This is a genomic window from Geodermatophilus sp. URMC 64 (assembly GCF_053502555.1).
This window is the reverse complement of sequence record NZ_CP199955.1, coordinates 3,628,349-3,644,451: the sequence shown is the minus strand read 5'-3', so window position 1 is coordinate 3,644,451 and position 16,103 is coordinate 3,628,349. Positions and strand designations below refer to the sequence as shown.

Genomic DNA, 16,103 nt, shown 5'->3' with positions numbered 1-16,103 from the left:
TCCCCCTGCGGTACGAGCGCCGGCCGGGGAATCCCCTCCCCCGGGAGGAGTGCCGAGGCCGCCGCGGCGGAGGCGCGCACCGAGACCTCGTCCCTAGCGTTCCGCCGACTCCGCGGCCCGGGACGTCGCGGACGGACAGGGGAGGTCTGCGATGACGATGCGGTCGAGGATCGCCGCGCCGGTGCTGGGGGTGGGAGCGGTGGTGCTGCTGAACGTCGGGAACGAGCTGACGAAGATCGGCGGGGGCTCGCCGGACCTGCACGCGTCCCCCGAGGGGTACGCCGACGCGGTCGGCTCCTCGCCCCTGGGGATCGTGGGGATCTACCTGGCCGTGGTCGCATGGCTGGCGGTGGGCGGCTTCTTCCGGGTGGTCGCGGAGCGGCTGCGCGGCACGGCCGACGGCGACCGCGCTGCCCGGGCGGTGGCCGCCGGCGGGGTGCTCGCCGCCGCCGTCGGGATCTCCGGCGCGCTGCCGCTGCTGGCCGCGACCGTCATGGCCGGCGACGGCGACCTGACGCCGGAGCTGGCCAAGGCGCTGCAGCTGATGAACGGCGCGGTGTTCGTGCTCGGCTGGCTGGTGGTCGCCGTCCCGCTCGGGATCGCGGCGCTGGCCGGGATGCGCGCGCGCGTGCTGGGCCGGGTGCACGGCTGGAGCGGGGTCGTCGTGGCGGCGCTGCTCGCGGCCGCGTCCCTGGCGGTCTGGTGGGTGGAGGGTCTGGTCCTGGTCTGGCTGCTCGGGATGGTCTGGATCGCCGCGACCGGCGTCGCGCTGGCCCGGCGGGTCCCCGCCGTCGAGCCGGTCGACGGGCTGGTGGGCGCCGCCGCCTGAGCCCCGACCTACACTCCCGCGGATGGCGATCACCCGGCTCCTGGTCGCCAACCGCGGCGAGGTCGCCGTCCGGATCCTGCGGACGGCGGCGGCGATGGACCTGCGCACCGTCGCGGTGGCGCCGGCCGACGACGCCGGCGCGCTGCACGTCCGCCGGGCGGACGACGCCGTGCGGCTGGAGGGCGCCGGCCCGGCCGCCTACCTCGACGCCGCGGCGGTCGTCGACGCGGCGCTGGGCAGCGGCGCCGACGCCGTCCACCCCGGCTACGGCTTCCTGGCCGAGAGCGCCGAGCTGGCCCGCCGCTGCGCCGACGCGGGCCTGGTCTTCGTCGGCCCGGACGCCGCCGTGCTCGAGCTCTTCGGCGACAAGACCCGGGCCCGCGCCCGCGCCCGCGAGCTGGGCATCCCGGTGCTGGCCGCCACCGACGGGCCGACCGACCTCGACGGCGCCCGCGCCTTCCTGCGAGCCGTCGGCGGCGCGGTCATGGTCAAGGCGCTGGCCGGCGGCGGCGGGCGCGGCCAGCAGCCGGTGCGGTCGGAGGACGAGCTCGCGGAGGCGCTGGAGCGCTGCCGCTCGGAGGCGCGCGCCGCCTTCGGCTCGGGCGAGGTCTACGTCGAGCGGCTGCTGACCGGCGCCCGGCACGTCGAGGTGCAGCTCGCCGGGGACGGCGCGGCGGTGGCGGCCCTCGGCGACCGCGACTGCAGCGTGCAGCGGCGCCGGCAGAAGCTGGTGGAGATCGCCCCCGCCCCGGCGCTGGACCCGGCGGTGCGTCGGGAGCTGGCCGACGCGGCGGTCGCGCTGGGGAGCTCGGCGGGCCTGCGCGGCCTGGCGACGGTGGAGTTCCTCGTCCGCGGGTCCGAGGTCGCGTTCCTCGAGGTCAACCCGCGGCTGCAGGTCGAGCACACGGTCACCGAGCAGGTCACCGGCCTGGACCTGGTCGAGGTGGCGCTGCGGCTCGCGGACGGGGCGACCCTCGGCGAGCTGGGGCTGGACGGCCCGATCGAGCCGCGCGGGGCCGCCGTCCAGGTGCGGGTCAACGCCGAGACGCTGCGGGCCGACGGGACGGTGCAGCCGGCCGCCGGAACCCTGGAGCGCTTCGTCCCGCCGACCGGGCGCGGCGTGCGGGTCGACACCGCCGGGGTCCCCGGCGACACGGTCAACCCGCGCTACGACTCGCTGCTGGCCAAGGTGGTCACGGCCGAGCGGGACCTGCCACGGGCGCTGGCCGGCGCGGCCCGGGCGATCGCCGAATTCGACGTCGCCGGCCCGGCGACCAACCTGGCCCTGCTCGCGGCACTGGTCGCGCGCCCGGAGCTCGCCGAGGGCCGCGCGACCACCGACTTCCTCGACGGGCACCTGTCCGAGCTGCTGCCCCCGGAGGCGCCGGAGGCCGCGGGCCCGGTCCGGCTCGACGGCGGGCTGCCGGTCGAGGCGCCGCTGCAGGGCGTCGTCGTCGAGGTCGCCGCGGCCGAGGGGGACCGGGTCGGCGCCGGCGCGACGCTGCTCGTGCTCGAGGCGATGAAGATGGAGCACGTCGTGCGCGCCCCGGTCGCCGGCGAGGTGGCCGGCCTGCGGGTGGTGGTCGGCGACGTCGTCTCGGCCGGTGCGCCGCTCGCCGTCCTGACCCCGTCGGACGACGACGCCGCGGCCGACGCCGGGGCGGCCGAGACCGACCTCGACGAGATCCGCCCCGAGCTGGCCGAGAGCATCGAGCGGCACCGGATCGGCCTGGACGCCGCGCGGCCGGAGGCGGTCGCCGGCCGGCACGCCGCCGGCCGGAGGACCGCCCGGGAGATGGTCGCCGCGCTGGTCGACGACGGCAGCTTCGTCGAGTACGGCGCCCTGGGCATCGCAGCCCAGCGGCGCCGCCGAACGCTGGCGGAGCTGGTCGCCCGCACGCCGGCCGACGGCATGGTGACCGGGATCGGCGAGGTCGACGGGGTCCCGTGCGCCGTCCTCGCCTACGACTACACGGTGCTGGCCGGCACCCAGGGCATGGTCAACCACAAGAAGACCGACCGGCTGCTGGCGCTGGCCGAGCAGCGGGGGCTGCCGGTGGTGCTCTTCGCCGAGGGCGGCGGCGGGCGGCCGGGCGACACCGACACGGCAGGGGTGTCGCTGCTCGACGTCCCGACGTTCACCTCGATGGCCCGGCTGGCCGGGAAGGTGCCGACCGTCGCCGTCGTCTCCGGCTACTGCTTCGCCGGCAACGCGGCGCTGGTCGGGGTCTGCGACGTCGTCGTCGCCACCGAGGGCAGCAGCATCGGGATGGGCGGGCCGGCGATGATCGAGGCCGGCGGGCTGGGCGTCGTGGCCCCCGGCGACGTCGGGCCGACGGCGGTGCAGGCGGCCAACGGGGTCGTCGACGTCGTGGTGCCGGACGACGACGCCGCGGTCGCCGCCGCCCGTGCCGCGCTGGGCTGCCTCACCGGGCGGGCCGCCGCGGGGGAGTGCGCCGACCAGCGGCTGCTGCGGCACCTGCTGCCGGCCAACCGGGTGCGCAGCTACGACGTGCGGCCGGTGCTCGAGACCCTCGCCGACACCGGCAGCGTGCTGGAACTGCGGCCGCGGTTCGGGCCGGGGATCGTCACGGCGCTCGCGCGGCTCGGCCGCCGGCCGGTGGGGGTCCTGGCCAACGACCCCCGGCACCTCGGCGGCGCGATCGACGCCGAGTCGGCCGACAAGGCCGCGGCCTTCCTGCGACTGTGCGAGGCGCACCGGCTGCCGGTGGTCTCGCTGGTCGACACCCCTGGCTTCATGGTCGGCCCCGAGTCGGAGAGGACCGGGACCGTGCGCCGGTTCGGGGCGCTCTACGTCGCCGGGGCCGCGCTGACCGTGCCGCTGGTCGCGGTGGTGCTGCGCAAGGCCTACGGGCTCGGGGCGATGGCGATGACCGGCGGGGACCTGCGGGCGCCGTTCCTCACCGTCGCCTGGCCGACCGGCGAGTTCGGGCCGATGAGCCTCGAGGGCGCCGTCCGGCTCGGCTACCGCCGCGAGTTCGAGGCGCTGCCCGACGCCGCCGCCCGCCAGGCGCGGTTCGACGAGCTGGTCGCGGAGGCCTACGAGCGCGGCAAGGCGCTGGGCGTCGCCTCGGTGTTCGAGATCGACGACGTCATCGACCCCGCCGACACCCGCGCCGTGGTCATCGAGGCCCTCCGCGCCGCGGGCGGCCACGATCAGCTGAGCTGATCCCGCGGGCTCCTGGCTCAGCGCCGGACGTGAGCCAGGAACCGCTGAGGTGAGCCCGGACGGCGTTGACCGCCCGGCTTGGTGCCTCTACGGTAACCGTTACCGATGAGCAACCAAGCGGCAGCAGACGACGCGTTCGACGCGCTGGGTGATCCCATGCGGCGCCGGATCCTCGAGTGCCTGCGCGACGGCGCGCTGCCGGTGGGGGAGCTGGCCGGCCGGCTGCCGGTGGGCCGCCCCGCCGTCAGCAAGCACCTGCGCGTGCTGGAGGGCGCCGGGCTGGTCGAGCACCGCTCGCGCGGCACCCGCAACCTGTACGCGCTCGCGCCGGGTGGCCTGGCCGAGGTCCAGCAGTGGCTCACCGGCGTCTGGGACACCGCGCTGCAGTCGTTCGCGGCGTTCGTCGAGGACGAGGAGAGGAAACGCCCGTGAGCACCGTCCGGCCGGTCGTCCGTCAGGTCTCTGTCGCCGCACCCCCCGAGCGCGCGTTCGCGCTGTTCACCGAGCGCATCGCCGAGTGGTGGCCGCTGGGCGACGGGCACAGCGTCTTCGGTGCCGGCGGCACCGTCGCGTTCGAGAGCACCGGGCTGGTCGAACGGCACGGCGACCGGGTGTCGGTGTGGGCCGAGGTGACCGTCTGGGAGCCGCCGGACGCGCTCGAGCTCGACTGGCACCCCGGCCGGACGGCGGAGAGCGCCACCCGCGTCCGCGTGACGTTCGAGGCGGACGACGACCGGACCCTCGTGACCCTGGAGCACGACGGCTGGGAGCGGCTGGCCGACGCCGAGGCCGCGCGCGGCTCCTACGACGAGGGCTGGGCGTTCGTGCTCTCCCGGTTCGCCGAGGCCGCCGGCGACCGCTGGTTCGCGCTGCTGCACCGGCCCGGGCCGGCGCTGCCCCAGGGCGCCTCGCTGTTCGCCCAGCCGGAGTTCGCCGAGCACCTGGCCTTCCTCGGCCGGCTGCGCGAGCGCGGGCTGCTGGTCGCCGCCGGCCCGGTGCTCGGCGGCGAGGACGGCTCCGGGATGACCGTCGTCCGCGTGCGCCCCGAGCACGGGGACGTCGACGTCGCGGCGCTGGCGACCGAGGACGACAAGGCCGTCGCGCTCGGCTTCCTGCAGGTCGACGTCCGCCCGTGGCGGGTGGTGCTCAGCGCCTGACGCGGCGCCGCGGGGTCAGGCGGCCGGGGTGGTCGCCGGGACCACCGGCACGCACAGCGGGGCGAGGGGGTCGGCCGCGAGGATCTCGGGCAGGTTCGGGACCTCGCCGACCGGGCAGGGCGGCTCCACCGGCGTCTCGGTGGCCGTCGCCGTCGTGGTCTCCGCCGCCGTCGTCGCAGCCGGGGTGGTGGTGGTCTCGGTGGTCGGGGCGGCCGCGGTGGTGGTCTCGGTCGTGGGCGCCGCCGGGGTGGTGGTGTCCGTGGTCGGCGCGGCCGGCGTGGTGGTGTCCGTCGTGGGCGCCGCCGGGGTGGTGGTGTCCGTGGTCGGCGCGGCCGGCGTGGTCGTGTCCGTCGTGGGCGCCGCCGGGGTCGTGGTGTCCGTGGTCGGCGCGGCCGGCGTGGTGGTGTCCGTCGTGGGCACCCCTGGCGTGGTGGTGCCCGAGGTCGTCGTACCCGGGGTCGTCGTACCCGGGGTCGTCGTACCCGGGGTCGTCGTGCCGGAGGTCGTCGTGCCGGAGGTCGTCGTGCCCGGGGCCGTCGTGCCCTGGTCCGTCGTGCCCGAGGTCGTCGTGCCGGACGTGTTGGTGCCCGGGGCCGCGGGCGCGGCGACCACCGGGGCCTGCGCCGGAGCGGGGGCGGGCGGGGCGCCGGTGACCGACGCCGTCGCGGAGACGGTCAGACCGGGCAGCATGGCCGCCGACGCGATGGGGCCGAGGACGAGCCCGCGGGTGGTCTCCGGGGCGATGTAGTCGGACGGGACCAGCGCAGCCGGCACGCCCTGCGTGGCGAGCGCGAGGTACGGGTCGTCGAAGCCCGGGGCCACGACACCGATGCTCGGGATCAGCAGCGGCCCGGCCTCGTAGGCGGACTCGTCGGAGGCCGCACCGAGAACGCCGGCGAGGGGACCGACCGCGGCGGCGCCCACGGCGGTCGGGACGGTGGCTTCCATCGCCGCGAGGACCGCGGCGACGGCGAGCGTGCCCGCGCCGGCGCCGATCATCGACGTGCGCGTCAGCCGGTGCCGGCCCGGCGAGTGCTTGCCCATGGTCTCTGGATCCCCCGAAGGTTCGGAACAGCTGCACCAGCATCCTGACCGGCGCATACGCCGGCGGTCTACCGAGAAGGCCGGTTCCACCCAGGTCTGGGGGACGGTTCCACGGGGGTCGTCCGGCGGCGGCTCGACGTCCGTGACCCTCGGTCACCGCCGCGACTACGGTCGGCGGTGGTGCAGCAGGACGACGCCGTCCCGGACGAGAGCCGCGAGGACGGCGTCGACGTCCCACTGCACGCGGGTGAAGGAGGCCGCGACCCGGCCCTGGCCGTCGAGGACGAACAGCTCGGTCCGGTGCCGGTTGACGGTGGCGGCGCCGTAGTTCACGCCGAGGTCGAAGCGCCGCCGGACGCCGTCGAACCCCGCGGGGACGCGGAAGAAGCGCACGTGCTCGCCGAACCGGATGCCGCGGTCGGTGCCGTAGCGCCGCAGCCGGTCGGGCAGGTCGAAGGCGGGGTCGTAGGTGATCGCCGCGATCCGCACCGCGCCGTCCGCGCCGCGTTCCTCGAGCGCCCGCTGCAGCGCGGCGAGTTTCGTGACGGTCAGCGAGCACTTCCGGGGGTTGTCGCAGCGCGTGTAGAAGAACGCGACGACCGCCGGCCGCCCGCGGAAGAAGTCGTCGAACGCCGTCGTCCGGCCGTCCTGGTCCTCGAGCACGGTCGCGGTCGGGACGTCGTCCGTCGGCGGGGCCGCCGGTGCGGCCGGGGGAGCGCAGCACCCGCAGGTCCCGGACCCGCAGCACCCGCTGTCGGCCGGTGCGGCGTCGACCGCCCGTTGCACCTCCTCCCGCAGGGCGGCGGGGATCCGGTCGTCCCGGACCAGCTCGGCGAGCCGGGCCGCCGCCGGCCCGGCCCGCTCGCCCAGCAGGCCGATCGTGCGGACCACCTCGGTGAGCGCCGTCGTCGGCTCCGCGTACGGCCACGCCGGCCGGTAGGCCTCGAAGCTGACCGTGGCGTCGGTGCCGGCGAGGTTCTCCAGGGCCCGCAGCAGCGGCGTCCCGACGTCGACCGGCGCCGTCCCGAGGCCGCGCAGCGCGATGGCCGCGCCGGCCACCTCGTCCGGGCCGTGCCCGGCCTCCAACGACTCGACGACGTAGGGCAGCGCCGCGTCGGGGAGCCCCGTCCCGGCGAACGCGGCGAGCAGGTACGCGCGGAAGCGGGTCATCTCGGCCGCGCTGCGCCCGGCGTGCAGCGGCAGGTTCTCCGGCAGCAGCGCGGCCAGCTCGTCGGCGGCGTCCGGCCCGTCCCGCAGTCGGTCGACCAGCGCGCCGAGGTCCGTCGCGGTCGACGTCACGTCGCGGGCCGCCGGTCGAGCAGCTCGCGGGCGACCTGCGTGACCTGCGACGTGGACTCCTCCTGGCTGATCGCCTCGACGCGGCCGACGAAGTCGGCGTCGCCGTACACCCGCTCCGGATCGCCGAGGTGCTGCAGCGCGGTCAGCGAGGCGGTGCGGACGTCGGGGTCGTCGTCGGTGTCGGTGGCGATCTCCTTGGCGGTGGCCTCGTAGGTCTCCGGCGCCAGGTACCGCAGCGACGCCGCGCTCTGCTGGCGCACCTCGGGGGACTCGCTCTTGTCGCGGAGGATGCCCTCGAGCGTCTCGCGGGCGTCGGGGTAGGACCCCATGAACCGCACCGCCTCCTGCTTGGCGTCCGGCGAGCCCTCCCGGTACATGTCCTGCAGCAGGGGCAGGACGTCGACGTGGTCGTCCTCGGCCAGCAGCCGGACGGCGCGCTCGCGGTCGACCGGCAGCGGACGGTCGCCGCGCAGTCCGGCCAGCAGGCTCTCCTGGACGACGGGGTCGTGCCGCTGCGCGAGGATGCTCACGGCGCGGTCCCGCATGCCCGGATCCGGGTCGCCGACCAGGTCGTGCAGCGCGTCCTCGTAGGGCTGCTGGTGCGGGGCGAAGCGCTCGACCTGGAACGCGGCGGCGGCCAGGACGCGCAGCGCGGCCTGGCGCACGGCGGGGGCGTCGTCGGAGTCCCGGACGACGGTGAGCAGGCCGTCGATGTAGTCGTCCCGGCGGCCGAGCGTGCTGGCCAGGCGGCGCAGCAGCTCGAGCCGGTCCTCCTCCGGCTGTCCGCGGTCGGTGAGGACCCGCAGCACAGGATCGCTGTCGACGCTCTCCTCACCGGAGAGGGTCCGCGGTCCGGCGGCGGACCGGAGGCCGGACAGGTACTGCGTGCGGCTCTCCTGCGCCTCGCTGACCTCGCGCCGCAGTTCGTCCGCGAGGCTCTCGACTGTCGGTTCGGACACGGTGTCCTCCCTCTGCTCGGACCGCTGCGGTTTACGGCGCGACGCCGAACGGGATGCCGTCGTAGGCGAAGTTCAGATCCGCCGCGGGGTTCAGGAAGCCGGCGTAGTCGATCATGTCCCGGACCGTCGGGGCGGGGCCCGGAGCGGCCGCCGTCGGCACGACCGGGAACGGACCGCGCGGGGCGGTCGGGGGCCGCGGGGGCGCGGTGTCGCCGTTCCACGGCCACATCGAGTCCAGCAGGTTGTGGCCGATGAGCGCCGATCCCGGCTGGCCCGCCGTCCCGCGGAAGAAGTAGGTGTCCGGGCGGGTGCCGTCGAACCGGCCGTTGAGGAACTGCCACCCCGCCCACAGCCGGTCGACGTTGCAGTGCAGCAGGAAGAACAGCGGATCCCGCGGCGCGGTGGCCGGATCCTGGATCCAGCCGTCGAAGCTGGTGTGGGCGTTGCCGTGGGGGTCGCCCTCCATCTCGTCGAAGCCGCCCGGCTGGGTGGGGCCGGTGTCGAAGATCGAGGTGGGCGGCGGGCCGCCCATGATCAAAGTGTCGCCCTGGCTGGCCACGAAGGCGGCCTGCGACTGCGCGTTGAAGAAGGGTGTCCGCGTGATGCCGGGCGCGCCGTCGGTACGCCACTGCGCGAGCAGGTTGGTGGGGGCGAAGGTGGCGGTGCCGAGGGTGCTGCTGCGGCCCAGGAACTCCGGCGTGAAGAGGTTGGGCGCCGGCTGGTCGAAGCGCCAGTAGGGGAGCGCCACGCTCGGATCGATGCGCTGCAGTTCCCGCTCCAGATCGAGCAGGTAGGCGCGGTGCCAGGCGAGGAAACCCGGCGCCCCGTGGGCCTGGCGCAGCGCGACCCGCTGGCGGTGCATCTCGCGGAAGCTCTGGAACTGCCCGGCGCCCTGGTTGTTGAGCTTGGCCAGGGCGGTCGTGAACCGGTCCCGTTCGGCGGGGGTGAGGGTGTTCGCGTTCTTGCGGATGCGGACCATCACCCGTTTGCTGCCCAGCGCCTGCGTCGCCCCGGCCCGGGACACCGAGAGGACGGCGTCGCCGTCCTCCCGGCTGGACCGGCCGACGACGCCGGCGACGAAGAAGTCCACCGGCGAGGAGTCGGTGGGCAGCTTGAGGTCGAGCACGGGGGTCCGCGGGTCGCCGCGGGAGAGGGAGAACGCCAGCTGCCCGCCCGCCTGCGGGTTCTGGTTCCGGACGGTCACAGCGACCGGTTCGCCGCCGTTCGGGGGTGCGTCGAAGAGCCGGATCCTGGCGCGGACCGGGGCCCAGGTGAGGTAGTTCCGACCCGCCGCGTCCGCGTTGGCGATGGAGATCTCGATCCGCATGGCCATCCCCCTGACCGAGCCGCGGCGCCGACCCGGGGCGCCGTCGGTGACCGAGCAGTGTGGCCCGGACGGATCAGCGGTACAAGACGTTTCCCCATCTCCCGGGAGCCCGGCGGATCAGCCAGCGCGTCCGCCGGCGACTACAGCCTGACCTGCGTCGGCCGGTTGAGTTCGAGGAACGCCCGGATGTGCTCGCGATCGAGCACGATGCCGTTTCTCACGACGACCGGATCGCCCTCGAGCTGGGGCTCGCTGCGAGTGACTGTCGCGGCGGCCATGCCGCGCACCTTCCCCTCCACATCGAACACCGGCCCCCCGCTCATCCCCGAGAAGCACGGGTGGCCCACGACGTAGCCGTCGTAGACCCTGTCGCCCACGACGGCCTGCGTCGCATCGACCACGAAGGTCGGCTGCCAGTAGCGCCGCACGTTGGCGACGAAGCCGCCTTCCGAGTTGGTGGACACCTCGGCCATGGGATAGCCCGAGAGGCAGACGGAGTCTCCGGGCCGTACCGCTTCCTCGGACAGTTCCACCGCCCGCAGCTGGTCCCGCCGGACCCGTCCGAGGTAGAGGTCGCGGCCGGGATCGCTGGCGACCCGCTCGATCTCCAGCGGGGGTTGGATCAGCTCGTCCGGCAGGTTCCCGAAGTAGTAGTAGCCCGCGCCGTCCGGCGCGCAGTTCATGATGTGATCGCCGGTGACGAAGAGCCCGTCGTCGTCGACGAAGAAGCCGGTCCCGCTCACCCCGATGATCGGTCCGTCCGCGTGCTCATAGGCGTAGAAGACGGGAAAGATCGAGGCTGCGACCTTCGCGATGGCGTCGGCGAACATCAGGGCTCCTGTGGCAGGGAAGCGGCTAGGGGTGGCACGGCACTTCCCGGGCAGCCCCGTGGTTCGCCGTCTCCGCTCTCGCGCCGTCGTGCCGGCCGCGTCCGCCCAGCAAGCCGCGCGCGATCGATCTCCCCGACATGTAGAGGGACCAGTAGTCCCGCTCCTGCCGCAGGAGTTCCTCGTGCGTCCCGGCTTCGCTGATGCGGCCGTCCACGAGGACGACGATCGGCGTCCCCGGCGGGATGGAGTCGTACCGGTGCGTGGTGAAGATGATGACCCTGTGCTGCATCGTGGCGAAGAGCTCGAAGACGGCGCGCTCGCCCTCCGGATCGAGGCTCGCGACCGGCTCGTCCAGGATCATGATCGGGGCGTCCCGGTAGATGAGCCGCGCCAACGCCAACCGCTGCCACTGCCCCCCGGAGAGATCGACCCGGCCGCCGAATCCCGCACCGATCAGCGTGTCCAGCCCCTCGGGCAAGCCCGCCACGACCGCGCCCAGCCCTGCCAGTTCCAGGGCGTGGTGGATGCGCGCGTCCTCGTCGGGTGCCCGCTCGTAGCGCATCGTGACGTTCTGCCGCACCGTCAGGTACAAGTGGGAGGGTTCCTGGAAGAGGACCGCCTTGGGCACCTGCTCCGCGGGCACGCAGGCCCCGTCGGTCAGGCAGGCACGAATCGCGCCGGACGTCGGCGCGAGCAGGCCGGTCACCAACTTGACGAGGGTGCTCTTCCCGGCGCCGTTCGGCCCGACGATGGCCGTCGTGCCGGTGCGGAAGGTGTAGGAGACGTCATCGAGGGCGGCCTTCCGGCTGTGCGGGTAGTGGTAGCGCACGCCTCGCAGGAGGAGCGCCGTCGCGTCCGGCGCCGGTTCCACCCGAGATGCCGTCTCCATCCCTTCTGACTCCTCCCTACGCCACCGTGGGCACGGGAGCGCCCACGCTCGCCGGCTCCTGCGCCGTCGCCGACTGCTCGAACGGGTGGTCCAGGAAGTCGAACAGCTGCGCGAGATAGCCGCGGCACTCCGTCATGGCTCCCCAGCTCGTGGCGAACGAGCGGCCCTGACCCAGCCCCATCACCAGTGCCGGCAGCAGGACGGCGGCCTCGGCCAGGCCGGTCGGACTTCCGCCGACGATGTAGAAGACAGCTCCGACAGCCAGCGTCATGACGGCCGCCGCACCGAGACCGACGGCCGTGCGGATCAGCTGATAGCGGCGCAACAGGGCCCGCAGGTCGCTCAGGTAGCGGCCGGCCAGGAATCGGTACTCGTCGTAGAGGATCGTGGAGTGGTGGACGCGGATGTCCCGTTGCCAGGTGGCGTCGATGCTCCGCTGGGCCAGGAACATCATGCGGAACAACGCCGGAGATGCGCTGGTCTGCAGCTCGACGACCCGCCAGTGATACCGCACCTCCGCGGCCGTCAGCGGAAACAGGATCAGCAGGAACAGGACCAGGATCGGCGCGAACACGAGCAGCGTCGCCCCGATGGCGAGCGAGGCGATCAGCGCGCCGAGGCTGCCGACGAACGCTTGCACGAGCTGGCCGGGCCGGTGGCTCGCCTGACTGATGAGGAGCCCGTACCGGGCCTGGAAGTCGTTGTCCTCGAAGAGGTGGTACGGCACCTCCGCCATCTTGTACATGATCCGCGCATTGACCTGCTGCGCCGACTCGGCCTCCAGGAGGCTCGTCGCCGTCTCGGTGACCATCCGCAGCACCGTCTCGAGGGCCAGCAGGCCGAACAGGATGCCGAGCAGCACCATCCCTCGTGAGACGAGGTCTTCGGCTGCGGTCCCGGCTACGACGAGGTCCAGGCCCCGCCACACCACCAGCAGCATCAGCGGGTACACCACGGCCTCGAGCACGCTCGCGATGGTGCCGATGACGAACGCGGATCGATCCACCCGGTACAGCAACTTCAACGTGCTGCCCAGGTGCCGCAGCTCACGCCTCATGACCCGGTGCGGGACAGCAGGACCGGGGAAGCCGCCTCCGCCGGGGAGTACTCGCTCGTCAGGAGGTCCGCCATGCCGGCGACCAGCGGTAGGCCGAGCTCCTCTTCCAGCCAGAGCCACTGCCCGTTCGGGTTGAGGTCGAGGAACACGAACTCCCCGTCGGGAGTCACGATCATGTCGATCGAGGCGAAGTTGATCTCGAAGCTGCGCATCAGGCGGTGCAGCCCCGCCTCCACGCGCTCCGGGAGGTCGAAGGCCTCGTACGTGACGTCGTCCTCCTCGACGGCTCCGGCGCGCCAGTCCGTCCGCGTGCTCTGGTGGGCCTGCGAGTCGAGCTTGGCGGTGAAGATCTGCTCTCCCATCACGACGCAGCGCAGCTCGTAGGCCTTCTCGATGTAGGGCTGGAAGATGTTGGGGGACAGGGCCACGGAGTCGAGCGCGTGACCGCGCGGCAGGACGGTCGTGAGCGGCAGCCGAGCGCCCTCTTCGCCGTCGACGCGGGTCGCGATCAGCGGCTTGACGGCGCAGGCGGTGTCCGCGAGCGCCTCGACGAATCCCGCGGCCCGCTCTGGGTCGTTGGAGATCAGCGTGGCCGGTGTCGCCAGCCCGGCCTTGCTGGCCTCGGCCAGCTGCAGGGGCTTCACCTCTGCCCGGCGCAGCTTGAAGGGCTGCCCGACCCACATCGTCTGCAGCGCGCCGAAGAGCGCGGTGAGCGTCGCACTGGACTGCACCCTGACGAAGTTCTCGAGATCCCCTTGCAGCAGGTTCATGCTCGGGAGCGGCGCGAACAGGGCACGCGATCGCCGGTACCAGGCGGCGCAGATGTCGTGGAAGACGACCCGTTGTCGGGCATCGCGGATCTCGCCGTCGATGCGCCCGTTGCAGATCTCCATCGAGATGCTGGCGGTGTCCGTGAAGCCCTCGGGGTGGAACCGGAAGACGGGGACAGCGCGCCGGTCGAGCTCCTTGATGACCGCATCGGCGTGCTCGTCGTGGTCGTTGGTGATGACCAGCACTGTGGAAGGGATGACGGGCCTCCGCTTCGTCGGGATCTCGGGGAACGAGATATGCACTGAACGTTTCGACAGACGACCTTCACGGCGACGCCTGGGCCCGGTGGACAGGTCCGATACCGAACAGATCGCCGACAGATTCCGCAGAGAAGGTGAATGGATTGCTCGTAGGCCGACGGTGGTGCTCCCCTGATATGGGAAGAGGCAGCCGGAGTCGGCCTACGAGCAATCCTGCTGATGTCAGGCGATGACGTCGTCGACGGCGACGTCCACGCTGATGTCGCTTAGGACGCCCCGGGAGCTGAACGTCGTGGACTGCTGCCTGGTGTTGGTTCGACTGGACAGCTGGATGTCCACCTCACCGGCGATCAGCTTGGCCTCGGCCAGTTCCAGCACGAGCGGCAGTTCAGGTTTCATGAGTTTCTCCTCCTGAGACTTTCCGTCGGCACGGCGCGAACGCCGACCGGGTGGCCGAGCAACGCCGTACCACTGGTGAAAACGGCTCCGCGCGTCCGGCATGACGCCCCCAACCGTGTCCGCGGGACCGGCCTTGAGCGGCCCGAGCACGGGTTCGGCCGGGGAGGCGCCGCGCCGTCCCGCGTCATGCGCAGAGGGCCGCGGCGTCCGCGTGCGGCCCTTCAGCGGTCCGTCGCCGGGCATGCGACGGCGGACCCAGGGCGCGATTCGCTCGGCCGGCAAGCCTTTGACCTGGAGAAGCACCGGTGGGGCGGGTGGGGCTCGAACCCACGACCCAGGGATTATGAGTCGGGCGACCAGCGTGCCGGCCGTGATCCGTCTTGATCGGCCAGGTCCGTTTCTGCATGTCAGGCGCGTGCTGTAGTCCGGACCTGTTCGCCACTGCCCCTCACGCACTTGCGCGTTCGTGCCCACCGTGTGACCACCTGGGGACTGCTGGGTCCCGGCGAGCAAATTGGCGACCTGCAGCCGCGTGTCACGACCTGTGGCCCGTGTGCGGTCCAACTGCGGAGCGGAGCCCGACGGTCCGACAACCTCGACGGTCCAGACGGGCAACCCGCCAACGGATTGAAGGTCCGACCTAGACGCCTGGGAGCTTGCACTTGCTGTCGCCAGCCGGTGACGCCGGCGGTAGCTCGTGGCATTGTCCTGGGCGCCGCGGCCGCGCTGGAGGGAAGCCCGACGGTGCTGGGGCACGCGCGGCGGGCCTTCGAGCGAAGCCGAACGGGGCGACTGAGCGCCTTTCAGCACTTGGGTCGTGTCGTGCCGTCGTCACGGTGCGGCGGGCGGGTGTGATGGGCGGCATGAGCGACGACGCCATCTTTCTCGCGGTCGGCGAGCAGCTGACCGCACTCCGCAAGGCCGACTACAGCAGCGAGGCAGTTCTCCAGCAGGTGCTCGCGCAGTTCCCCGAGCTTGTCGCCGGCGTCGGCACTGCGGGAGAGAGCGCGAAACTACTGCTCGTCCGCCGCGAGATGCCGGTGGTGGCCGCGGACAGTGTCGGCCTGTCCCTCGACCACCTGTTCCTCGACCAGTCGGGCGTGCCCGTGCTCGTCGAGGTCAAGCGGGCGTCGGACACCCGGGCTCGACGCGAGGTCGTCGCGCAGATGCTCGACTACGCGGCCAACGGCGTGGCCAGCTGGCAAAACGACCTGCGCGACGCCGTCGCGCAGACGGCCGGAGCGACGGACCCCGGCACGTATCTCCAGGAGCAGTTGGGCGTGGAGGACGTCGAGGAGTTCTGGACGACGGTCGAGGACAACCTGCGGGTCGGCAAGATCCGGCTCATCTTCCTGGCCGACCGGCTCGCGCCGGGCCTGGTCCGGATCATCGAGTTCCTCAACGAGCAGATGCGCGACGTCGAAGTCCTGGGCATCGAGATGCCCCAGTACACGGCCCCGGAGGGGCAGGTCGTCTACGTACCGAGGGTCGTCGGTCGCACGGCGGCGGCCGTGGACGCCAAACAGCATCGGAGCAAGCGGGGGCCATGGACGGAGCAGACCCTGCTCGACGCTGGGACGGAGGCACGCACGGCCGAGGAGATGGCGCTCGTCCGGCGGCTCATCAACGACGTCAAGGAGCGCGGCGGCCGGTTCTCCTGGGGGAGCGGCAGTACGGCCGGGGTGACCGGCTGGTACCCGGTCGACGGCAAGGACACACCGGTGTGGAACATCAACGTGGGCGACGCGAAGACGGCCGGCTGGCTCTACCACGTCCTTTCCGAGTACTCGACGAGGCATCCCGAGCGCGTCGAGGAGTACGCGGACGCCGTCGCCCAAATTCCCGAGCTGGCCGCCAAGGTGGCGCACATGCGATCGCGCGGCTGGAGCGGGTGGCCCTCCCTACCGCTCGCCCGTGCCGCGCGCGACGAGCAGGCGATGGCGCCAATCGTGGTGGCCACCCGCTGATCACCCGTGCGCGGCCGTGGTCTAGAGGCATCTGCGGATGACCGCCGCGCGTTCTTCGGCAAGGCCACGTGCTGCGGGCGGCCACCGAGGTCGAGCACCCGCTGACGGGTGGGGAGGCTGAGACC

At 73.4% G+C, this 16,103-nt stretch carries 14 protein-coding genes; 5 read left to right on the top strand and 9 right to left on the bottom strand.

Annotated elements, in window-relative coordinates; translation table 11 throughout:
* Positions 1 to 151: 151 nt before the first annotated feature.
* From ACWIYF_RS17725 to ACWIYF_RS17710, 4 genes are all read left to right on the top strand, one after another.
* On the top strand, positions 152 to 829 hold the full coding sequence (locus ACWIYF_RS17725) for a hypothetical protein (protein WP_448624143.1): 678 nt from the start codon (positions 152 to 154) through the stop codon (positions 827 to 829).
* A gap of 22 nt (positions 830 to 851) precedes the next feature.
* A complete protein-coding gene (locus tag ACWIYF_RS17720; protein ID WP_448624142.1) occupies positions 852 to 4,019 on the top strand; it encodes a carboxyl transferase domain-containing protein in 3,168 nt (1,055 codons plus the stop codon).
* A 105-nt stretch (positions 4,020 to 4,124) separates the two neighbouring features.
* Entirely contained in the window at positions 4,125 to 4,451 is a 327-nt protein-coding gene (locus ACWIYF_RS17715; RefSeq protein ID WP_448624141.1) for an ArsR/SmtB family transcription factor, read from the top strand.
* Positions 4,448 to 5,176 (top strand): SRPBCC domain-containing protein, encoded by a 729-nt coding sequence (locus tag ACWIYF_RS17710; RefSeq protein ID WP_448624140.1) that lies wholly within the window; start codon positions 4,448 to 4,450, stop codon positions 5,174 to 5,176. The genes ACWIYF_RS17715 and ACWIYF_RS17710 overlap by 4 nt, the downstream gene beginning before the upstream one ends.
* Before the next feature lie 15 nt (positions 5,177 to 5,191).
* Here ACWIYF_RS17710 and ACWIYF_RS17705 read toward each other — a convergent pair whose 3' ends face one another.
* The 9 genes from ACWIYF_RS17705 to ACWIYF_RS17665 all read right to left on the bottom strand — a co-directional run bounded on the left by ACWIYF_RS17705 (position 5,192) and on the right by ACWIYF_RS17665 (position 14,011).
* Positions 5,192 to 6,220, bottom strand: coding sequence for a hypothetical protein (locus ACWIYF_RS17705; RefSeq protein WP_448624139.1), 1,029 nt, complete (start codon positions 6,218 to 6,220; stop codon positions 5,192 to 5,194).
* A gap of 165 nt (positions 6,221 to 6,385) precedes the next feature.
* Positions 6,386 to 7,519 carry an SCO family protein gene (locus ACWIYF_RS17700; protein WP_448624138.1) on the bottom strand — a complete coding sequence of 378 codons (1,134 nt, stop codon included), beginning with the start codon at positions 7,517 to 7,519 and terminating at the stop codon, positions 6,386 to 6,388.
* Positions 7,516 to 8,478: a HEAT repeat domain-containing protein gene (locus tag ACWIYF_RS17695; RefSeq protein WP_448624137.1), complete on the bottom strand. Its 963-nt coding sequence runs from the start codon at positions 8,476 to 8,478 to the stop codon at positions 7,516 to 7,518. The genes ACWIYF_RS17700 and ACWIYF_RS17695 overlap by 4 nt, the downstream gene beginning before the upstream one ends.
* A 31-nt stretch (positions 8,479 to 8,509) precedes the next feature.
* Positions 8,510 to 9,805 carry a tyrosinase family protein gene (locus tag ACWIYF_RS17690; protein WP_448624136.1) on the bottom strand — a complete coding sequence of 432 codons (1,296 nt, stop codon included), beginning with the start codon at positions 9,803 to 9,805 and terminating at the stop codon, positions 8,510 to 8,512.
* A 140-nt stretch (positions 9,806 to 9,945) separates the two neighbouring features.
* Entirely contained in the window at positions 9,946 to 10,635 is a 690-nt protein-coding gene (locus ACWIYF_RS17685) for a S1 family peptidase (protein WP_448624135.1), read from the bottom strand.
* A gap of 25 nt (positions 10,636 to 10,660) precedes the next feature.
* Positions 10,661 to 11,524: an ATP-binding cassette domain-containing protein gene (locus tag ACWIYF_RS17680; protein WP_448624134.1), complete on the bottom strand. Its 864-nt coding sequence runs from the start codon at positions 11,522 to 11,524 to the stop codon at positions 10,661 to 10,663.
* A 16-nt stretch (positions 11,525 to 11,540) separates the two neighbouring features.
* Positions 11,541 to 12,491: a hypothetical protein gene (locus tag ACWIYF_RS17675; RefSeq protein WP_448624133.1), complete on the bottom strand. Its 951-nt coding sequence runs from the start codon at positions 12,489 to 12,491 to the stop codon at positions 11,541 to 11,543.
* Between the two features lie 86 nt (positions 12,492 to 12,577).
* The gene (locus tag ACWIYF_RS17670) at positions 12,578 to 13,597 is read right to left on the bottom strand and encodes an MvdC/MvdD family ATP grasp protein (protein ID WP_448624132.1); all 1,020 of its coding nucleotides are present in this window, start codon (positions 13,595 to 13,597) and stop codon (positions 12,578 to 12,580) included.
* Between the two features lie 237 nt (positions 13,598 to 13,834).
* Positions 13,835 to 14,011, bottom strand: a complete 177-nt coding sequence (locus tag ACWIYF_RS17665) for a hypothetical protein (RefSeq protein WP_448624131.1) — start codon at positions 14,009 to 14,011, stop codon at positions 13,835 to 13,837.
* A gap of 863 nt (positions 14,012 to 14,874) precedes the next feature.
* Here ACWIYF_RS17665 and ACWIYF_RS17660 point away from each other — a divergent pair.
* Positions 14,875 to 15,978, top strand: a complete 1,104-nt coding sequence (locus tag ACWIYF_RS17660; RefSeq protein WP_448624130.1) for a hypothetical protein — start codon at positions 14,875 to 14,877, stop codon at positions 15,976 to 15,978.
* Positions 15,979 to 16,103 lie beyond the last annotated feature (125 nt).

What these genes read in the sequence shown, in the direction of transcription:
- ACWIYF_RS17660 (WP_448624130.1), top strand. Translation starts at nt 14,875, where the DNA reads ATGAGCGACGACGCCATCTTTCTCGCGGTCGGCGAGCAGCTGACCGCA.
- ACWIYF_RS17705 (WP_448624139.1), bottom strand. Translation starts at nt 6,220, where the DNA reads ATGGGCAAGCACTCGCCGGGCCGGCACCGGCTGACGCGCACGTCGATG.
- ACWIYF_RS17665 (WP_448624131.1), bottom strand. Translation starts at nt 14,011, where the DNA reads ATGAAACCTGAACTGCCGCTCGTGCTGGAACTGGCCGAGGCCAAGCTG.
- ACWIYF_RS17680 (WP_448624134.1), bottom strand. Translation starts at nt 11,524, where the DNA reads ATGGAGACGGCATCTCGGGTGGAACCGGCGCCGGACGCGACGGCGCTC.
- ACWIYF_RS17690 (WP_448624136.1), bottom strand. Translation starts at nt 9,805, where the DNA reads ATGCGGATCGAGATCTCCATCGCCAACGCGGACGCGGCGGGTCGGAAC.
- ACWIYF_RS17720 (WP_448624142.1), top strand. Translation starts at nt 852, where the DNA reads ATGGCGATCACCCGGCTCCTGGTCGCCAACCGCGGCGAGGTCGCCGTC.
- ACWIYF_RS17715 (WP_448624141.1), top strand. Translation starts at nt 4,125, where the DNA reads ATGAGCAACCAAGCGGCAGCAGACGACGCGTTCGACGCGCTGGGTGAT.
- ACWIYF_RS17685 (WP_448624135.1), bottom strand. Translation starts at nt 10,635, where the DNA reads ATGTTCGCCGACGCCATCGCGAAGGTCGCAGCCTCGATCTTTCCCGTC.
- ACWIYF_RS17725 (WP_448624143.1), top strand. Translation starts at nt 152, where the DNA reads ATGACGATGCGGTCGAGGATCGCCGCGCCGGTGCTGGGGGTGGGAGCG.